The organism is Streptomyces sp. NPDC017991 (assembly GCF_044328075.1).
In the GTDB taxonomy this organism is placed as follows: Bacteria; Actinomycetota; Actinomycetes; order Streptomycetales; family Streptomycetaceae; genus Streptomyces.
In genome coordinates, this window is sequence record NZ_JBIRGP010000006.1 from 444,697 (window position 1) to 463,985 (window position 19,289).

Here is a 19,289-nt window from a genome sequence, read left to right on the forward strand (position 1 = left end):
GAGTTCGGCCGGAAATACCGTTCGTCGGCCGAAACCGACCGTTCACCGCAGCTCGCATACCGTTCACCGCATACGGTCGACCAGTTCGGGTGGAGCGCCTTCCCAATCGAACAACCGCTTCCTATCGTCCGGGATCATGAGTCCCCCTGTAGCCCCACCGGGCTGGAGCCGCTGGCTGGTCCCGCCCGCGGCCCTGTCGGTCCACCTCTCCATCGGACAGGCCTACGCCTGGTCCGTGTTCAAGCCCTCCCTGGAGTCCGCGCTCGACCTCAGCGGCACCCAGAGCGCCCTGCCCTTCCAGCTCGGCATCGTGATGCTCGGCCTGTCCGCCGCGTTCGGCGGCACACTCGTGGAGCGCAACGGGCCGCGCTGGGCGATGACGGTCGCCCTGATCTGCTTCTCCTCGGGCTTCCTGCTCGCCGCTCTCGGCGCCGCCACCGAGCAGTACTGGCTGATCGTGTTCGGCTACGGCTTCGTCGGCGGTATCGGCCTGGGCATCGGCTACATCTCGCCCGTCTCGACGCTCATCAAGTGGTTCCCGGACCGGCCGGGCATGGCCACCGGCATAGCCATCATGGGCTTCGGCGGCGGCGCGCTCATAGCCTCGCCGTGGTCCGCCCAGATGCTGGAGTCCTTCGGCTCCGACAGCTCGGGCATCGCGCTGGCCTTCCTCGTGCACGGACTGACGTACGCCGTCTTCATGTCGCTCGGTGTGCTGCTGGTGCGCGTGCCGCGTCCCGCGAAGACCGCGGCCGACGGCACCCCGGCCCCGCTGGAGGGCGTACAGGTCTCCGCGAACAGCGCCGTGCGCACCCCGCAGTTCTGGCTGCTGTGGATCGTGCTCTGCATGAACGTGACCGCGGGCATCGGCATCCTGGAGAAGGCCGCGCCGATGATCACCGACTTCTTCGCGGACACCTCGACCCCCGTCTCGGTGTCGGCGGCGGCCGGATTCGTCGCGCTGCTCTCGGCCGCGAACATGGCGGGCCGCATCGGCTGGTCCTCCACGTCCGACCTGATCGGGCGCAAGAACATCTACCGCGTCTACCTGGGCGTCGGCGCGCTGATGTACGCGCTCATCGCCTGGGTCGGGGACTCCTCGAAGCCCGTGTTCATCATCGCCGCGCTGGTGATCCTCTCCTTCTACGGAGGCGGCTTCGCGACCGTCCCCGCCTATCTGAAGGACCTCTTCGGGACCTACCAGGTCGGCGCCATCCACGGGCGGCTGCTCACCGCCTGGTCCACGGCCGGCGTCCTCGGACCGCTGATAGTCAACTGGATCGCGGACCGGCAGGAGGAGGCCGGCAAATCCGGAGAGTCCCTCTACGGACTGTCACTGGTCATCATGATCGGGCTGCTCGCTGTCGGGTTCGTCGCCAACGAACTCGTCCGGCCCGTCGACGCCCGCCACCACGTCCCCGCCCAGAAGGAGGCCGCAGATGTCCACGAGTGACAGCAGCCCGCCCGACGGCGCCGCGGCGGACGGCCCGGTGCCCGACCGCCGCCCGCTGATCGTCCTCGCCTGGGTCTGGGTGGGAGCGCCACTGGCCTATGGTCTGTACGAGCTCGTACAGAAAGCGACCCAGTTGTTCACGGGATAGGCACCTGCTCGCGATCATGGGCGGGCGGTCGAGCGTGATCATGGGATAGGTACCCGAACGTCCGCTGGAGGGGTGTTCGGGCGTCCGACGGTCTGACGGAAGCCGACAAGGGTGGCGCGGCAATCCTGTGACTTTACGTGCCCGCGTACCCGTGGGTACCTGATCAGACTGGTGAGTCCCGTTACCCCGGCAAGCAAGGGACCGCCCATGAACGGCTCACGCATCACCGCCGTCGGCCATTACCAGCCCGCCAGGGTTCTCACCAACGAGGACCTGGCGGAGCTGGTCGACACCAACGACGAGTGGATCACGAGCCGGGTGGGCATCCGTACGCGCCACATCGCCGGACCCGACGAACCGGTCGACGAGCTGGCCGCGCACGCCGCCGCGAAGGCGCTGGCGGCGGCGGGCCTCACCCCCGAGGACATCGACCTCGTCCTGGTGGCCACCTCCACCGCCGTCGACCGGTCGCCGAACATGGCCGCCCGGGTCGCCGCCCGCCTCGGCATCCCGTCACCGGCCGTCATGGACCTCAACGTGGTCTGCGCGGGCTTCACCCACGCGCTGGCCACCGCCGACCACGCCGTACGGGCCGGGGGCGCGACCCGGGTCCTGGTGATCGGCGCCGACAAGATGTCCGAGGTCACGGACTGGACGGACCGCACGACCTGCGTCCTCGTCGGGGACGGGGCGGGGGCCGCCGTCGTCGAGGCCGCCGAGGAGAGCGCCATCGGACCCGTGCTCTGGGGCTCGGTGCCCGAGATGGGGCACGCGGTACGCATCGAGGGCACCCCCGCGCGGTTCGCGCAGGAGGGCCAGAGCGTCTACCGGTGGGCGACCACCAAACTGCCGGCCATCGCGCGCAAGGCCTGCGAGCGCGCCGGGCTCACCCCCGAGGACCTCGCCGCGGTCGTGCTGCACCAGGCGAACCTGCGGATCATCGAGCCCCTCGCCGTGAAGATCGGCGCCGTGAACGCCGTCGTCGCCCGCGATGTCGTCGAGTCCGGCAACACCTCCGCCGCCAGCATCCCGATCGCCCTGTCCAAGCTCGTCGAACGCGGTGAGATCTCCACCGGCGACCGGGTCCTCCTCTTCGGTTTCGGCGGCAATCTCTCGTACGCCGGTCAGGTCATCCACTGCCCGTGACCTGCGGGTCCTGCGGAGTGTGACGAGGCCAACTCCCCCTCGGCCTGGCCATTGTGCGCCGTAGACTGTAGACGAAAGACAATTGATACTGGCTTTCAGGCTGCCGTGCTGTCAGCGCACACGCCGCCACTGCCCAGGAGGGGGACCGCGATGTTGTCGACCGGACTGCCGCAGGGGTCCGTGCCGAAGCTCGAACGGCCGGGGCCACTCAGGGACCGCGTCTACGAGGCCCTGCTCGAACTGATCACGACACGCGCCCTCCAGCCCGGTCAGCACCTGGTCGAGAGCGAGCTGGCCGGGCACCTCGGGGTCTCCCGGCAGCCCGTGCGCGAGGCGCTGCAGCGGCTGAACACCGAGGGGTGGGTCGATCTGCGGCCCGCCCAGGGCGCGTTCGTGCACGAGCCGACCGAGGCGGAGGCGGACCAACTCCTCACCGTGCGCACCCTGTTGGAGGCCGAGGCAGCCCGGCTCGCGGCGGCCAACACGGGCACCTCCGGCATCGCCGACCTGGAGGAGCTGTGCGCCCAGGGCGAGGCGGCCGTGGCCGCCGACGACGTGGACGCCGCGGTCGCGACGAACGCCCGCTTCCACGCCAAGGTCATGGACCTCGCCGGGAACACGGTCCTCGCCGAACTGGCCGCGCAGGTCGACCGGCGCGTGCGCTGGTACTACACCCCGGTCGCCCGCCAGCGCGGGCGGCAGTCCTGGATCGAGCACCGCGACCTGATCGCCGCGATCGCGGACCGCGACGAACAGCGCGCGACCGAGGTCATGCGCACCCACACGGAACACACCCGCACGACGTACCACGCCCGGCCGCGTGACCAGTAGCGCTGCGTCGCGTCCGTGCGGCCGTGCGACTGTGCGTCCATGTGTCCGTCGGGACGTCGATAGTGTGGCGAGATGGCTGACAGAACCGGCGGCGAGCCGCAGACCGACGGGCGCTCCACCCGCTGGGACGACCACAAGGCGCAGCGACAGGTCGACCTGGTGGACGCGGCGGTGGCCCTCATCGAGGACGAGGGCACGCGCTTCAAGCTGCAGCGGCTGGCGGAGCGCGTGGGTCTGCCGCGGTCGGTGCTCTACCGGCACTTCAAGGACCGCGCCACCCTGGACGAGTTGATCCGCCGACGGGTGGTGGAGTCGTTCATGCGGGGGATCGAGCCCACGCTCACCTTCGAGGGGACGATCGAGGAGTCCGTGCGGCGCGTGGTGGGCGCGCATCTGGACTGGGTGGCCCAACACCCGCGCCTGTACGCCTACATGGGCGTCGGGGAACACGCGATGGGCGACGGGTCGTTGGTCGCGGACACCAAGGCGGCCATCGCGCTGATGCTCAGCGACCGGTTCGGGGACGTACTCAAGGCACTCGGGGTGCCCGAGGCGCCGATCCGTTCGGTGGCGATCGGCATCGTGGGGTTCGTGGACACCTCCGTCAACCAGTGGGTACGCGACGACCAGCGCGAGCTGTCCGAGGAGGAACTGCGCGCGATGCTGTGCCGTTCGGTCTGGGCGGTGCTGGACGCGACGCTGCGGAACCTGGGTGTGGAGCTGTCGCCGCAGCAGCGCGTGGCGGATCTGTAGGAGTCGTCGGCCGGATCCGCGGAGTGAGCCTGCTTCCCGGGCCTCGTGGGTGTCAGCCGCGTGCCGCCGGGACGGATCGCGCGGCCCGGTGCAACGACTCGGTGTCCGTGAACTTGACGCGGGGACGGCCCTGGGCTTCGCCCGCCGCGCGTTCCGCGCGGTCTATCGCGCGCCAGGCGTCGACTCCCAGCGCGTCCGTCGTCGTGCGGACGCCGCCGCGTACCGGCTCCGTCAGGCGACCGGCGGCGAAGTCGTCCAGGAGGGACTCGACCGTCTCGTGGGCGCAGGTCTTGTTCGTCCCTATGAAGCCGGTGGGCCCGCGCTTGATCCAGCCCGCGACATAGACGCCGGGCTCGACCCTGCCGCCCTCGTGGGGGACGGTCGCGCTGTCCTTATCGAAGGGCAGGCCGGGTACGGGCCGGGCGCGGTAGCCGACCGAGCGCAGGACGAGACCGGTCTCCAGGGTCTGTGTGCCGGCGGTGGGCAGGGCGCGTACGGTGCCGTCCTCGTCCGTGTGCAGCGCGGTCGCGGTGATCTCCAGAGACCGGACGGACCCCTCTCCGGTGAGCCGTACCGGGCTGGTCAGAAAGCGCAGCACGATACGGCGGCGGCCCTCGACCGGCGTCCGGGCGGCCAGTCGCGACAGGAGCCGGGTCTTGTCGGTGGCGGAGGGGTCCAGGTCCTCGGGCCACCCCTCGACGACGACGTCCACGTCCTTGAGGGCGGCGAGCGCGAGGAGTTCGGGCAGGGTGAACGCCGCCTGGGCGGGTCCGCGCCTGCCCAGCAGAACGACCTCACGGATCCTGCTGCCGCGGAGCGCGGCGAGCGCGCGGTCGGAGATGTCGGTACGGGCCAGCGCCTCGGGGTCGGCGGTGAGGATGCGGGCGACGTCCAGGGCGACGTTGCCGTTGCCGATGACGACAGCTCGCTCGGTGTCCAGGACGTGCTCGTCGTGCGCGCGGTCGGGGTGACCGTTGTACCAGGCGACGAAGTCCGTCGCGGAGACACACCCCCGCAGGTCCTCGCCCTCGATGCCGAGGCGTTTGTCGGTCGCGGCGCCGACGGCGTAGATCACCGCGTGGTGCTCGCGCAGGAGGTCGGCGTGGGTGAGGTGGGTGCCCACCTCGACGCCGAGGCGGTAGCTGAAGCCGGGCTGGGATTCGATGGTCCCGAAGAGCTGGGTGACCTGCTTGGTGTCCTGGTGGTCCGGTGCCACGCCGGCCCGTGCGAGGCCGTACGGCGTTGGGAGGCGGTCGTAGACGGTGACGCGCACACCGGGGTGGCGCAGCAGCTCGTCGGCGGCGAAGAGACCGGCGGGGCCGGCACCGACGACGGCGACGGACAACTCGCCCGCCGGTAGGGCGCGTTGCCTGGGCACGACGTACATGGGTGTGCGGTCGGCGTGCGGATTCTCCTTGTAGTAGGAGGTGTTCAGCTCCAGGAACGGCAACTCCGCGTCGCCGAGGGCCGTATGCGGCTTGAGCGCGTCCACCGGACAGGCGGTCGTGCAGGCGCCGCAGTCCACGCAGGTGAGCGGATCGACGTACAGCATCTCGGCCGTGGCGAAGCCGGGTTCGCCCGGCGCGGGGTGGATGCAGTTGACCGGACAGGCCAGCACGCAGGAGGCATCGGCGCAGCAGGATCGGGTGACGACGTACGGCACGGCGGGCTGGTCTCCGTTCGGGGAATGGCGAGGCGGAGCTGGTGACGGCTCAGTCGGTGTGCAGGGCGGGCTCGCCGCGGAAGCGCGCCGGGCGGCCGTCGATGCGCAGGGCCCTCCACAGCGGCCGGGACACCTTGTTCATCAGGCCGATGTCCTGGGCGAGCATCCGCACGTCGGAGAAGAGCTCGTGGAGCATCCGCTGCCCGGCCTCGGACTTCCAGAAAACGTCCTTGATCACCCAGGCCGGGATGCCGACCTGCGCGGCGGACTTCCGGTCGGGGATCATGATGACGTCGCACAGGGTCCGCATGATCAGCGGGAAGAGGACGGACAGGGCGCCGCGGCGGACCTTGCCGAAGCGCGGGACGCGCAGGCGCAGGAACTCGTGGGCGAAGGAGATGTGCCGGGCCTCCTCGGCGATGTGGATCTGCATGATCCGCTGCGGGAGGGGATGCACCGGCTCCCCGCTGCGCAGGGCGCCCTTCTGCAGGTGGTCGATGGGCTCCTCGCCGGCCAGGATGCCGGTGAAGAACGCCTCGGGGTAGAGGGAACCGGCCAGCGGCAGGATCCGGCTGAGCTGCCGGAACCAGCGTTTGCCGCCCGCGGTGTCCACGCCGGTGCGGTTGACCAGCTCCTGGAACATCTGGGTGTGGTGGGTCTCTTCGGTGATCTCATGGGTGAGATACCTGAACTCCTGGTTCTGGTTGCCGAGTTGGTAGATGTAGTCGAGGGCTCCGCGCATGAGGAGGTTCTCGAACTGCATGCCGACCTTCGCGATGACCGCCCAGCGCCAGATCCCGATGCGGATCCGGGCTTCGAGGGACTGTTCCTGGTACCAGGGGTGGGCGCCCAGGGCGTCCGCGCTGGTGAGCACCCAGCGCGGGTCGTCGAGATCCACGGCGAAGTCGGGGTCGTCCCACCTGATGTCGACGAACGCGTTGAAGTTGACGTTCACGGAGCCCTCGGACAGGGTCCGCAGGCGCTCGTCGTAGAGCTTCCTGGTCAGGTTCGCAGTCATCTTCGTCCTCGGTTGTCTGCTCGGCCGCCATGGGGGGGCGGGTGCGCGGGCCGGTGCGTTGCTCTGCAGTTGTGCGGGGCTGGGGCTGGGGAGGGGGTGCGGGCCGGACGGTCAGGCGACGCGGGGGGCTTCCTGGGCGTCGGCGTCGGCGTCGGCGACGGTGTCCGTGGTGTCCGTGGCGTCCGTGGCGTCCGCGATGCCCGTGGTGGACGCGTCCGTGGCGGGCGTGCGTACGGAGTTCTGCGGCCCCGCCTTGGCGAAGTGCAGCGGGCCGTCCTCGATGGGGGCGTCCTGGAGCATGGCGCGGTCGCGGTAGTAGCTGTTCCACAGCCGCCACGGGGCGCGGGTGCCCTGGCGCGGCATGACCTCGTCGGCGCGGGTGATGTAGCCGGAGGTCAGCGCCTCACCCATGACGGAGGCCGCCGAGCGGTCGTCGCCGGAGGCCACCGGGGTGGCGACGTCATGCCCGTGGCGCCGCATGTACGCGATGAGCCGGGCGGTGTAGTCGGCCGCCAGGTCCGCCTTCAGGGTCCAGGAGGCGTTGGTGTAGCCGATGACGAGGGACATGTTGGGGACGCCCTCCAGCAGGACCGCCTTGTAGAGGACGCGGTTCCTGACGTCCACCGGGCGGCCGTCGACGGTGAGTGCCATGCCGCCCAGGAGGCGGACGTTCAGCCCCGTGGCGGTGACGACGATGTCGGCCTTCAGCTCCTCGCCGGACTTCAGACGGATGCCGTCGGCGGTGAAGGTGTCGATGTGGCCGGTGGCGATCGACGCCTTCTTGTTCTTGAGCACCTTGAACAGGTCGCCGCCGGGGACGATGCACGGCCGCTGGTCCCAGGGCTTGTAGCGCGGGCTGAAGTGACGCATGTCGACGTCCTTGCCGGCCCGGGCCCGTACCAGCCCGAGGAGGATCCTGCGGGCGAGGCGGGGGTACTTGCGGCAGAAGACGTAACTCCCGCGCTGCAGGGCGATGTTGCGGGCCCGGGTGATGTTGTGCGTCAGCCGGGCCGGGGCGCGCAGTATCTGCAGGACGCGGGTGAACGGGTCGATCTCGGGCAGCCCGAGGACGTACGTGGGTGAGCGCTGCAGCATGGTGACGTGCGCCGCGTCGTCGGCCATCGCGGGCAGCAGGGTGATGGCGGTCGCCCCCGAACCGATGACGACCACGTGCTTGCCGGTGTGGTCCAGGCCCTCCGGCCACTGCTGTGGATGGACCAAAGTGCCCCGGAAGTCCGCCTCGCCGGGGAACCGCGGCCGATAGGGGGTGTCGTAGTCGTAGTAGCCGGTCGATCCGATGACGTAGCCCGCGCTGTACGACTCGTGCTCGCCGGTGCTCTCGTCCTCCACCTCGACGGTCCACCGGCCGGTTGCCTGGGAGAAGTCGGCGCTGATCGCCCGGCGGCGGAAGCGGATGCGCTCCAGCACGCCGTCGTCGGCCGCGGTGTCCTCGACGTACCGCCGGATCTGCGCGCCGTCGGCGAGGATGCGTGCGTCGTGCCAGGGGCGGAACCCGAATCCGAAGGTGCGCATGTCGGAGTCGGAGCGGACACCGGGGTACCGGAAGAGGTCCCAGGTGCCACCGACGCGGTCGCGGCGTTCCAGTACGACGAGCGAAGCGCCGGGAATGGCACGCAGTACGTGGCATGCGGCACTGACGCCGGAGATTCCGGCGCCGATGACCAGGACGTCGACGTGCTGCTGCTCCATTGCAGGTTCCTCACTGACGACTGACGACTGACGATTGCTCAGAAAAGTGGCTCGATTTCAGCGCGCTCCCCGCAACTTACCTGCGACATGGTGTTTCAGATACCCCCGGTAACGTGTCGTAGATCACAGTTTTGACCGCACGGGTGGGTGATTCGCGCCGATCTGCGCCCCGCCAGGGGCGCGGGGAACTGCGCGACCAGCCCCGACGCACTCGCAGCCGAAAAACCACCCCCGGGCGGAGCCCGAACTGCTCCGCGCGACAGCGGCGCACCCTCCTTTGTCCACTCAGTGGAAAAAGTAGTAGGTAATTCCTGCGCAACTTCTTCCCACCCCCGGCAGCCACTGCTACGTTCCCCTCGAAAGACAACGACGGCGGTGCCGATGAGGCGGGGAGGGGCTCGTGAGACGTATGACAGCGCGACCCGGCAACGCCCACCAGGCGCGCCTGCTCAGACTGCTGCGTGACGGCGGCCCCAACTCACGGGCGCAGCTGGGGGATCAGGTCGATCTCTCCCGGTCCAAGCTGGCCGTGGAGGTCGAACGGCTCCTGGAGACCGGCCTCGTGGTGGCCGACGGACTCGCCGCCTCCCGCGGCGGCCGCAGGTCCCACAACATCCGGCTCGCTCCGGCGCTGCGCTTCCTGGGCGTCGACATCGGGGCCACGTCGATAGACGTCGCCGTCACCAACGCGGAGCTGGAGGTGCTGGGGCACATCAACCAGCCCATGGACGTACGCGAGGGCCCGGTCGCGGTCTTCGAGCAGGTCCTGTCCATGGCCGCGAAGTTGAAGGCATCGGGACTCGCCGAGGGGTTCGACGGCGCCGGCATCGGGGTACCCGGGCCGGTTCGCTTCCCCGAGGGTGTCCCGGTCGCCCCGCCGATCATGCCGGGCTGGGACGGATTCCCCGTCCGGGAGGCGCTGAGTCAGGACCTCGGCTGCCCCGTCATGGTCGACAACGACGTGAACCTGATGGCGATGGGGGAGCAGCACGCGGGCGTGGCCCGCTCCGTGGGCGACTTCCTCTGCGTCAAGATCGGTACCGGTATCGGCTGCGGGATCGTCGTCGGCGGTGAGGTCTACCGCGGTACGACGGGCAGCGCGGGCGACATCGGCCACATCCAGGCCGTACCGGACGGCCGCCCGTGCGCGTGCGGCAACCGGGGCTGCCTGGAGGCCCACTTCAGCGGAGCGGCCCTGGCCCGCGACGCCACGGACGCCGCCCACCAGGGGCTCTCCCAGGAACTCGCGGCACGACTGGAGGCGGCGGGCGTCCTGAGCGCCGTCGACGTCGCCGCCGCCGCTGCCGCGGGGGACGCCACCGCGCTCGATCTGATCCGCGAGGGCGGTACCCGCACCGGCCAGGTCATCGCCGGACTCGTCAGCTTCTTCAACCCGGGCCTGGTGGTCATCGGCGGCGGAGTGACCGGTCTCGGCCACACCCTGCTCGCCGCGATCCGCACCCAGGTCTACCGCCAGTCGCTGCCTCTCGCGACCGGCAACCTACCCATCGTCCTGGGGGAGTTGGGCCCCACCGCCGGAGTCATCGGCGCGGCCCGTCTCATCAGCGACCACCTGTTCTCACCCGCGTGACACCCGTCCAGAGCCGCACACACGCCACCTCTGCCTGAGCCGACCCCGTAACCGGTAAGCACCTCTTACCGAGCCGTCCTCCTCCCGAACCGTCACCCACCCGGCTTCGCCCTGCCTCACTCCGCCCTGCCCTGAAACCGGCCCACATGCCGAGGGGAACCGTCATGGCACCAGAACCACCCCTTCTCACGATGTCCGGCATCACCAAGTCGTTCCCCGGTGTCCGGGCCCTCGACGGCGTCGACCTCGACGTCCTGACGGGCGAAGTGCACTGCCTGCTGGGCCAGAACGGCGCCGGGAAGTCCACGCTCATCAAGGTCCTCGCCGGCGCCCACCAGCCGGACGACGGCACGATCGGCTGGCGCGGGGAGCAGGTCACCCTGCGCTCGCCGATCGCCGCCATGCGCCTCGGCATCGCCACCATCTACCAGGAACTCGACCTGGTGGAAGGCCTGTCGGTGGCCGAGAACGTCTACCTCGGCCATGAACCCACCTCCGCCGGATTCGTCGTACGCGGCAAGGACGCCCGCGCGTCAACGGCATCGCTGCTCAAGCGACTTGGGCACCCCGAGATCGATCCGGCGCGGCTCGTCGGCGAGTTGTCCGCCGCCCACCAGCAGATCGTCTCCATGGCCCGGGCGCTCTCCCACGACGTACGCCTCATCGTCATGGACGAACCGTCCGCGGCCCTGGACCCGGACGAGGTCGACAACCTCTTCCGTATCGTCGGGGACCTCACCGCCGAGGGTGTGGCCGTCGTCTACATCTCGCACCGGCTGGAGGAGATCCGCCGCATCGGCGACCGGGTCACCGTCCTCAAGGACGGCCGTGCGGTGGCGAACGGACTGCCCGCGAAGTCGACGCCCACCCGTGAGGTCGTCGCGCTGATGACCGGCCGGAACGTCGAGTACGTCTTCCCGCCGCGACCGGGGCACCAGGACCTGCCCGAGCCGGTGCTTGAGGTCCAGGGCCTGTCGCGGCACGGCGAGTTCGAGTCGCTCGACCTCACCCTGCGCCCCGGCGAGATCGTCGGCCTCGCGGGACTCGTCGGCTCCGGCCGCTCCGAGATCCTGGAGACGATCTACGGCGCCCGCAAGCCCAGTACCGGACAAGTGCGGGTGCAGGGACGGCAGTTGAAGCCCGGCAGTGTCCGGGCCGCCGTCGCCGCCGGGCTCGGCCTCGCTCCCGAGGAACGCAAGGCGCAGGCCCTGCTGATGCTGGAGTCCGTCACCCGGAACGTCTCCGTGTCCTCCATGTCCCGCTTCTCGTACGGAGGCTGGCTGGACCGGAACGCCGAACGGGACGCGGCGCGCAAGGCGACCCGCGAACTGTCGCTGCGCCCCGACAACCCGTCCGCCCTGATCCGCACCCTGTCCGGCGGCAACCAGCAGAAGGCGGTCCTCGCCCGCTGGCTGCTGCGCGGCTGCCGGGTCCTGCTGCTCGACGAACCCACCCGCGGCGTCGACGTCGGCGCCCGCGCCGAGCTGTACGCCGTCATCCGCCGCCTGGCCGACGAAGGCCTGGCCGTGCTCATGGTCTCCAGTGAAGTACCCGAGGTCCTCGGCCTCGCCGACCGCGTCCTGGTGCTCCGAGAGGGCCGGGTCGTCCACCGGGCGCCCGCCCAGGAGCTCGACGAACACCGCGTACTCGACCTCGTCATGGAAGGAAGCCCGGCGTCATGACGCAGCCCGTGTCCCCGCCCCGGGACGACACCCCGAAGCTGTCACCGCAGGCGGAGCCCAGCCCCTGGCGGGCGGTCGTGGCCCGCGCCGACGTCCGCACCCTGTCACTGCTCGGTGTGCTCGCCGTCCTGATCCTCATCGGAGGTCTCACCAAGCCCGACGAGTTCCTGGACACCCGCAACCTCCAACTCGTCCTGACCCAGGCCTCGGTGATCGGCGTCGTCACCGTCGGGATGACCTTCGTCATCATCTCCGGCGGCATCGACCTGTCCGTCGGCGCGATCGTGGCCCTCGCCTCGGTCTGGGCGACCACCGTCGCCACCCAGGACTTCGGTTTCGTCGGTGTCCTCTTCACGGCGGTGCTCGTCGGTGTCGGCTGCGGCCTCGTGAACGGGGTGCTGATCGCGTACGGCGCCATGGTGCCGTTCATCGCGACCCTCGCCATGCTCGCCTCGGCCCGCGGCCTCGCCCTGCAGATCACCGACGGCAACACCCAGGTCGTCTCCATCGACGGCATCCTCGACCTCGGCGAGCGGGACTCCTACATCCTCGGTGTCCCGCCGCTGGTCCTGATGTTCGCGGTCGTGACGATCATCGGCTGGCTCGTGCTCAACCGCACCACCTTCGGCCGGCGCACGGTGGCCGTCGGCGGCAACGCGGAGGCGACCCGGCTCGCCGGTATCGACGTACGCCGCCAGCGCCTCTACCTCTATCTGCTCTCCGGACTGTGCTGCGGCATCGCGGCCTTCATGCTGATCATCCTGTCCGGCTCGGGCCAGAACACCAACGGCAACCTGTACGAGCTCGACGCGATCGCGGCCGCGATCATCGGCGGCACTCTGCTCACGGGGGGACGTGGCACCATCGTCGGCTCGGTGCTCGGGGTGCTGATCTTCACCACGATCACGAACATCTTCGCCTTGAACAACCTGCAGAGCGACGTCCAGCAGATCGCCAAGGGCGCGATCATCGTCGCCGCCGTGCTCGTCCAGCGCCGCACCGCGAACACCACGTAGAGCCGCACGTGAAGCAGTACACGAAGCAGCACACGGACGCAGTACACGAAACAGCAACGAAGCAGCACACGAGCAGTACGTGCAGCCTCCCGCACAGCATCGCCCTGCACGACCCGAGGGACTCGCCTTGAGGAAAGGGACCACCGCCATGCCAGAGCCCACGAGCCGCAGAGGACTGCTCTTCGGCACCGCCGCCGTCTCGGCCGGTGTCCTCCTCGCCGGTTGCACCAGCAACGAGTCCGACGACGAGCCGGCCTCCAACGACCAGCCCGCCGCCGACGACAAGAAGGGCAAGCAGGTCACCATCGGCTTCGCCGGCCCGCAGGCCGACCACGGCTGGCTCAACGCGATCAACGACAACGCGAAGAGCCGCGCCAAGAAGTACGAGGACGTGACGCTGGAGATCACCGAGGGCTCCAACGACACCGCGGCCCAGATCGGCCAGATAGAGACGCTGATCAACAAGAAGGTCGACGTCCTGGTGATCCTGCCCGCCGACGGCAAGGCCCTCACCCAGGTCGGCCTCAAGGCAATGCGGGCCGGTATCCCGGTGGTCAACCTCGACCGCATCTTCAACTCCCCGCAGGCGTACCGCTGCTACATCGGCGGCGACAACTTCGGCATGGGCCTCAACGCCGGTCATTACATCGGCGAGAAGCTCAAGGACAAGAAGAACGCCAAGGTCATCGAGCTGGCCGGACTCGACAACCTGGAACTCACCAAGCAGCGCACGGCCGGCTTCGACGCGGCCCTCAAGAACTACCCGAACATCAAGAAGGTGGCCCGCCAGGCCGCCGAGTTCACCGTCGAGTCGGGACAGGCCAAGATGTCCCAACTCCTGCAGGCGCAGTCGAAGTTCGACGCGCTGTGGAACCACGACGACGACCAGGGCGTCGGCGCCCTGCGCGCCATCGAGCAGGCCGGCCGGGACGACTTCCTGATGGTCGGCGGAGCGGGCGCGCTGTCCGCCATGCAGGCCATCGAGTCGGACAACAGCGTCCTCAAGGCCACCGTCCTGTACCCGCCCACCATGGCCGCGTCCGCGATCGACCTCGCCCGCGCGCTCGGCCAGGGCAAGGGCGTCGGCGGCCTCGCGGAGTTCGAGATCCCCTCGTCCCTGACGCTCTACTCGGCGGTCGTGGACAAGGAGAACGTCAAGACGTACCTGCCCACGGGGTTCAAGTAGAGCCTGGCCTCGTCGAGGGCGCCCGCCAGGGGCGCCCTTGAGGGGCGCGGGGAACTGCGCGACCAGCCACGACGAACCCGCAGGTCCCCACCCGCCGTAACCCGCGGAGCGCTCCGTACACCCCCACCGCGCCATGACGAAGAGGAGGACCTCCCGATGGGACAGCCGCAGCAGCCTGACGAGGAACAGGCCGGGGCGCAAGCCGGGGCACAGGCCGGCAGACCCCAGCTGGGCGTCGGCATGGTCGGATACGCGTTCATGGGCGCCGCTCATTCCCAGGGCTGGCGCACCGCGGAACGCGTCTTCGACCTCCCGCTCCGACCCGTCCTCGCAGCCGTCTGCGGCCGTGACGCAGGAGCCGTGCGAACGGCGGCCGACCGGCTGGGCTGGGCGTCCGCCGAGACCGACTGGCGGGCCCTGATCGCCCGCGACGACGTCGACCTCGTCGACATCTGCACCCCGGGCGACAGCCACGCCGAGATCGCCATCGCCGCGCTCGCCGCGGGCAAGCACGTGCTGTGCGAGAAGCCCCTCGCCAACACGGTCGAGGAGGCCGAGGCGATGACCGCGGCGGCCGAGGCAGCCGCGGCACGCGGCCAGGTGGCGATGGTCGGCTTCAACTACCGCCGGGTGCCCGCCACGGCCCTGGCCAGGAAGATGGTCGCCGAGGGCCGCATCGGCGCACTGCGGCACGTACGGGTGACGTACCTGCAGGACTGGCTGGTGGACCGGGAGTTCCCACTGACCTGGCGGCTGCGCAGGGAGTCGGCGGGCTCGGGCGCGCTCGGCGACCTGGGCGCCCACATCGTCGACCTCGCGCAGTACCTGGCGGGCGAACCGGTGACCGGGGTGTCCGCGATCACCGAGACGTTCGTACGGGAGCGGCCGCTGCTCTCCGGAGCGTCCAGCGGGCTCTCGGCGGCCGGCGGCGGCGAACTCGGACCCGTCACCGTCGACGACGCCGCCCTGTTCACCGGACGGTTCGCCTCCGGAGCCCTCGCGTCCTTCGAGGCCACCCGGTTCGCGACCGGCCGCAAGAACTCCCTGCGCATCGAACTCAACGGCGAGAACGGCTCGTTGGCCTTCGACCTGGAGCGCCTCAACGAACTCTCTTACCACGACGCCACGGAGCCGGCCACGCACGCGGGCTTCCGCCGCATCCTCGTCACCGAACCCGACCACCCGTACCTGGAGGCCTGGTGGCCGCCGGGCCACGGCCTGGGCTACGAGCACACCTTCGTGCACCAGGCCCGCGACCTGGTCCACGCGATCGCGGACGGCGGGCAGCCGCTGCCGTCCTTCGCCGAGGGGCTGCAGGTGCAGCGCGTGCTCGCGGCGGTCGAGGAGAGCGCCGAGAAGAACTCCGTCTTCACCCCCATAGCCAGCTGAGGAGGGCCAGTCCCATGCCGCGCACCTTCACGCTCTTCACCGGCCAGTGGGCCGACCTGCCGCTCGAAGAGGTCTGCCGCCTCGCCCGCGACTTCGGTTACGACGGACTCGAACTCGCCTGCTGGGGCGACCACTTCGAGGTCGACAAGGCCCTCGCGGACCCCGGCTACCTGGACTCCCGGCGGGAACTCCTCGACAAGTACGGCCTCAAGTGCTGGGCCATCTCCAACCACCTGGTCGGCCAGGCCGTCTGTGACGCCATCATCGACGAACGCCACCAGGCGATCCTCCCCGGCCGCATCTGGGGCGACGGCGAGGCGGAAGGCGTACGGCAGCGGGCGGCGGCCGAGATCGCCGACACCGCGCGGGCCGCGGCGGCCTTCGGCGTCGACACCGTCATCGGTTTCACCGGCTCCGCGATCTGGCACCTGGTCGCGATGTTCCCGCCGGCCCCCGAGTCGATGATCGAGCGCGGCTACGAGGACTTCGCCGACCGCTGGAACCCCATCCTCGACGTCTTCGACAACGAGGGCGTGCGGTTCGCCCACGAGGTCCACCCCAGCGAGATCGCGTACGACTACTGGACGACCCAGGCGGCGCTCAAGGCGGTCGACCACCGGCCGGCCTTCGGGCTGAACTTCGACCCGTCGCACTTCGTCTGGCAGGACCTCGACCCGGTCGGCTTCCTCTACGACTTCCGCGACCGGATCTACCACGTCGACTGCAAGGAGGCGCGCAAGCGCCTCGACGGCCGCAACGGCCGCCTCGGCTCGCACCTCCCGTGGGGCGATCCCCGCCGCGGCTGGGACTTCGTGTCCGCGGGCCACGGCGACGTGCCCTGGGAGGACGTCTTCAGGATGCTGCGCTCCATCGACTACACCGGACCGATCTCGGTCGAGTGGGAGGACGCGGGCATGGACCGCCTCCAGGGCGCACCCGAGGCACTCACCCGTCTGAAGGCCTTCGACTTCGAACCGCCCACCGCGTCCTTCGACGCGGCCTTCGGCGGCAACGACTAGCCACCCCCCTCAAGGAGTTCTCTCCGGGGTGACGGCGCACCCCGGCGTATCGCACCCGCATGTACCACCAGCCCCATTCTGGAGGCACCCGTGCACGCGAACGACCCCACCAGCACCAACAGAAGCGACAGCCACAGAGCCGACAGCCACAGAGCCGACAGCCACCGAACCGACAGCCACGGAGCCGGCAGTCACAGTTCCGGCAGCCGCAGAGGTCGCCCGAAGATACGGTTCCGCAAGGCGCTGGCCCTGCTCACCGGCGCACTCCTCGCCGGTGCCTCACTCACCCTCGCCGCGCCCCCGGCGGGCGCGGCCACCGCGGACCCGGGCGCCGCACCGGCCGTGTCCGACGCTGAGGACTTCCAGCAGGTCACCCTCGCCAAGGGCGAAGCGGAGACCGGCGAGCCCATGTCGCTGGCCGTCCTCCCGGACCGCTCGGTGCTGCACACCTCGCGCGACGGCGAGCTGCGGATCACCGACAGCGCGGGCAACACCCGCCTGGCCGGCAAGCTCGACGTCTACTCGCACGACGAGGAAGGCCTGCAGGGCGTCGGCATCGACCCCGGCTTCGCCGACAACCGCTTCATCTACCTGTACTACGCCCCGCCGCTCGACACCCCGGCGGGCGACGCCCCCGAGACGGGCACCGCGGCCGACTTCGCGCCCTTCGACGGCGTCAACCGCCTCTCTCGCTTCGTCCTGAACGCGGACGGCACCCTCGACAACGCCAGCGAGAAGAAGGTCCTCGACGTCCCCGCGACGCGCGGCATCTGCTGCCACGTCGGCGGCGACATCGACTTCGACGCGGACGGCAACCTGTACCTGTCGACCGGCGACGACTCCAACCCGTTCCAGTCGGACGGCTACGCGCCCATCGACGAGCGCGCCGGCCGCAACCCCGTCTTCGACGCCCAGCGCACCTCCGGCAACACCAACGACCTGCGCGGCAAGATCCTGCGCGTCAAGGTGAACGCCGACGGCTCGTACGGGATCCCCGACGGCAACCTCTTCGCGCCCGGCACGGACAAGACGCGCCCCGAGATCTACGCGATGGGCTTCCGCAATCCGTTCCGCTTCAGTGTCGACAAGAAGACCGGCATCCTCTACGTCGGTGACTACGGCCCGGACGCCGGTGCCGCCGACCCCGCGCGTGGCCCCGCCGGACAGGTCGAGTTCGCCCGTGTGACCGAGCCCGGCAACTTCGGCTGGCCGTACTGCACCGGCGACAACGACGCCTACGTCGACTACGACTTCGCCACGAAGACCTCGGGCGCCGCCTTCGACTGCGCCGCACCCAAGAACACCTCGCCGAACAACACCGGCCTCACCGACCTGCCCCCGGCCCAGGCCGCCTGGATCCCCTACGACGGCGACTCCGTGCCCGAGTTCGGCACCGGCTCCGAGTCCCCGATGGGCGGCCCGGTCTACCACTTCGACGCCTCCCTCGACTCGCCGGTCAAGTTCCCCGAGGCGTACGACGGGGACTTCTTCGCCGGTGAGTTCGGCCGCCGCTGGATCAAGCGGATCTCGTCCGACGGCGACGGCACCGTGCAGTCCATCAACGACGTGCCGTGGACCGGTACCCAGGTCATGGACATGGCCTTCGGCCCGGACGGCGCACTGTACGTCCTCGACTACGGCGTTTCCTGGTTCGGCGGCGACGAGAACTCCGCCCTGTACCGCATCGAGAACGCCACCGACGGCCACTCGCCCGTCGCCCAGGCCGCGGCCGACAAGCAGTCCGGACAGGCGCCGCTGAAGGTCAAGTTCTCCTCGGCCGGCTCCACTGACGCCGACGGCGACACCCTCACGTACAGCTGGGACTTCGGTGACGGCGGCTCGTCGACGTCGGCCGACCCGACGCACAAGTACAAGGCGAACGGCACCTACACCGCGACCCTGACGGCGAAGGACCCCGACGGCCGCACCGGCAGCTCCAGCGTGCAGATCGTCGTCGGCAACACCGCCCCCGAGGTGACCCTCCAACTCCCCGAGGACGGCCAGCTGTTCGCCTTCGGTGAGGCCGTGCCCTTCAAGGTGAGGGTGACCGACCCGGAGGACGGCACCATCGACTGCGCCAAGGTGAAGGTCACCTTCGTCCTCGGCCACGACAGCCACGGCCACCCGGTGACCTCGGCCAACGGCTGCTCCGGCACCATCCAGACCAGCGCCGACGGCGGCCACGACGAGGACGCCAACATCTTCGGTGTCTTCGACGCGGAGTACACCGACGGCGGAGGCGGCGGCCAGCAGGCGCTCACCACGCACGACCAGTCCGTCGTCCAGCCCAAGCACCGCCAGGCCGAGCACTTCGGCAAGTCCGAGGGCGTGACCATCACGGAGCGGGCCGGCGCGCACGGCGCGAAGACCGTCGGTGACATCAACAACAAGGACTGGATCTCCTTCGAGCCGTACGTCCTGAGCAACGCCACGAAGCTCACGGCACGCGTCTCCTCCGCCGGCGCGGGCGGCAAGCTCGAAGTCCGCGCGGGCTCGCCCACCGGACGCCTCCTGGGCAGCGCGACCGTTCCGGTGACCGGCGGCTGGGAGACCTTCCAGGACGTCACCGCCTCCCTGTCCAAGGCACCGCGCGGCACAACCACGCTCTACCTCGTCGCCAAGGGACGCGGCACCGGAGCCCTGTACGACGTGGACGACTTCACCTTCACCACCCGCTGACCCGC

The 19,289-nt window shown here is 70.1% G+C and carries 15 protein-coding genes; 12 read left to right on the plus strand and 3 right to left on the minus strand.

Annotation, left to right across the window (positions count from 1 at the left end):
- Nucleotides 1-136: 136 nt before the first annotated feature.
- The 5 genes from ACH4DZ_RS20735 to ACH4DZ_RS20755 all read left to right on the plus strand — a co-directional run bounded on the left by ACH4DZ_RS20735 (nucleotide 137) and on the right by ACH4DZ_RS20755 (nucleotide 4,331).
- Entirely contained in the window at nucleotides 137-1,453 is a 1,317-nt protein-coding gene (locus ACH4DZ_RS20735; protein WP_398288654.1) for an OFA family MFS transporter, read from the plus strand.
- Nucleotides 1,440-1,601: a hypothetical protein gene (locus ACH4DZ_RS20740; protein ID WP_398288655.1), complete on the plus strand. Its 162-nt coding sequence runs from the start codon at nucleotides 1,440-1,442 to the stop codon at nucleotides 1,599-1,601. The genes ACH4DZ_RS20735 and ACH4DZ_RS20740 overlap by 14 nt, the downstream gene beginning before the upstream one ends.
- A 207-nt stretch (nucleotides 1,602-1,808) precedes the next feature.
- The gene (locus ACH4DZ_RS20745; RefSeq protein WP_398288656.1) at nucleotides 1,809-2,747 is read left to right on the plus strand and encodes a beta-ketoacyl-ACP synthase III; all 939 of its coding nucleotides are present in this window, start codon (nucleotides 1,809-1,811) and stop codon (nucleotides 2,745-2,747) included.
- A 150-nt stretch (nucleotides 2,748-2,897) separates the two neighbouring features.
- Nucleotides 2,898-3,578: a GntR family transcriptional regulator gene (locus tag ACH4DZ_RS20750; protein ID WP_398288657.1), complete on the plus strand. Its 681-nt coding sequence runs from the start codon at nucleotides 2,898-2,900 to the stop codon at nucleotides 3,576-3,578.
- Between the two features lie 72 nt (nucleotides 3,579-3,650).
- Complete coding sequence (locus tag ACH4DZ_RS20755; protein ID WP_398288658.1) at nucleotides 3,651-4,331, plus strand: TetR/AcrR family transcriptional regulator; 681 nt, start codon at nucleotides 3,651-3,653, stop codon at nucleotides 4,329-4,331.
- A gap of 52 nt (nucleotides 4,332-4,383) precedes the next feature.
- On the opposite strand, the gene ACH4DZ_RS20760 is transcribed toward ACH4DZ_RS20755, so the two are convergent.
- The 3 genes from ACH4DZ_RS20760 to ACH4DZ_RS20770 all read right to left on the minus strand — a co-directional run bounded on the left by ACH4DZ_RS20760 (nucleotide 4,384) and on the right by ACH4DZ_RS20770 (nucleotide 8,722).
- Nucleotides 4,384-5,994 (minus strand): FAD-dependent oxidoreductase, encoded by a 1,611-nt coding sequence (locus ACH4DZ_RS20760; protein ID WP_398288659.1) that lies wholly within the window; start codon nucleotides 5,992-5,994, stop codon nucleotides 4,384-4,386.
- Nucleotides 5,995-6,043: 49 nt separating this feature from the next.
- Entirely contained in the window at nucleotides 6,044-7,012 is a 969-nt protein-coding gene (locus ACH4DZ_RS20765) for a diiron oxygenase (RefSeq protein ID WP_398288660.1), read from the minus strand.
- 111 nt (nucleotides 7,013-7,123) lie between these two features.
- A complete protein-coding gene (locus ACH4DZ_RS20770) occupies nucleotides 7,124-8,722 on the minus strand; it encodes a flavin-containing monooxygenase (protein WP_398288661.1) in 1,599 nt (532 codons plus the stop codon).
- Between the two features lie 409 nt (nucleotides 8,723-9,131).
- Between ACH4DZ_RS20770 and ACH4DZ_RS20775 the strand changes: the two genes are divergently transcribed.
- From ACH4DZ_RS20775 to ACH4DZ_RS20805, 7 genes are all read left to right on the plus strand, one after another.
- Entirely contained in the window at nucleotides 9,132-10,313 is a 1,182-nt protein-coding gene (locus ACH4DZ_RS20775; protein ID WP_398288761.1) for an ROK family protein, read from the plus strand.
- A gap of 164 nt (nucleotides 10,314-10,477) precedes the next feature.
- Nucleotides 10,478-11,995, plus strand: coding sequence for a sugar ABC transporter ATP-binding protein (locus ACH4DZ_RS20780; protein ID WP_398288662.1), 1,518 nt, complete (start codon nucleotides 10,478-10,480; stop codon nucleotides 11,993-11,995).
- Nucleotides 11,992-13,011 carry an ABC transporter permease gene (locus ACH4DZ_RS20785; protein WP_398288663.1) on the plus strand — a complete coding sequence of 340 codons (1,020 nt, stop codon included), beginning with the start codon at nucleotides 11,992-11,994 and terminating at the stop codon, nucleotides 13,009-13,011. Before ACH4DZ_RS20780 ends, ACH4DZ_RS20785 begins: the two co-directional genes overlap by 4 nt.
- A 148-nt stretch (nucleotides 13,012-13,159) precedes the next feature.
- Nucleotides 13,160-14,197, plus strand: a complete 1,038-nt coding sequence (locus tag ACH4DZ_RS20790; protein WP_398288664.1) for a substrate-binding domain-containing protein — start codon at nucleotides 13,160-13,162, stop codon at nucleotides 14,195-14,197.
- Nucleotides 14,198-14,353: 156 nt separating this feature from the next.
- Entirely contained in the window at nucleotides 14,354-15,586 is a 1,233-nt protein-coding gene (locus ACH4DZ_RS20795) for a Gfo/Idh/MocA family protein (RefSeq protein WP_398288665.1), read from the plus strand.
- 14 nt (nucleotides 15,587-15,600) lie between these two features.
- Complete coding sequence (locus ACH4DZ_RS20800; RefSeq protein ID WP_398288666.1) at nucleotides 15,601-16,605, plus strand: sugar phosphate isomerase/epimerase family protein; 1,005 nt, start codon at nucleotides 15,601-15,603, stop codon at nucleotides 16,603-16,605.
- Between the two features lie 225 nt (nucleotides 16,606-16,830).
- The gene (locus tag ACH4DZ_RS20805) at nucleotides 16,831-19,284 is read left to right on the plus strand and encodes a PQQ-dependent sugar dehydrogenase (protein ID WP_398288762.1); all 2,454 of its coding nucleotides are present in this window, start codon (nucleotides 16,831-16,833) and stop codon (nucleotides 19,282-19,284) included.
- Nucleotides 19,285-19,289 lie beyond the last annotated feature (5 nt).